Raw genomic sequence first — 264 nt, 5'->3', positions numbered from 1 at the left:
CAACCACCGCAAGCACAACAAACCGCGGCTCGCCGATGGCCGGGTCGCCCTCGTCGGCGGACGCAACATCGGCGAGGAAGACTTCAGCGCGCGCAGCGATGTGAACTTCCGCGACCTGGACCTGATCGTGGCCGGCAAGGCGGTGCTGCAGGCCAACACGATCTTCGATGCGTACTGGAACAGCGACGCGGCGGTCCCGGGGGCCGCCCTCGCCTTCCACACCCCGGCCCAGCTGCGCCTGCTGATGCTTGACTCGGCGCACGA

At 68.6% G+C, this 264-nt stretch carries 1 pseudogene; it reads left to right on the top strand.

Features of this window, described 5'->3' with window-relative positions:
* Positions 1-264: pseudogene (locus ACQG3P_RS20055) on the top strand (phospholipase D family protein); the annotation flags it as partial.

This window comes from Stenotrophomonas sp. SrG (assembly GCF_050031795.1).
Taxonomy (GTDB): Bacteria; Pseudomonadota; Gammaproteobacteria; order Xanthomonadales; family Xanthomonadaceae; genus Stenotrophomonas; species Stenotrophomonas rhizophila_A.
This window is presented reverse-complemented; position numbering and strand designations above follow the sequence as displayed.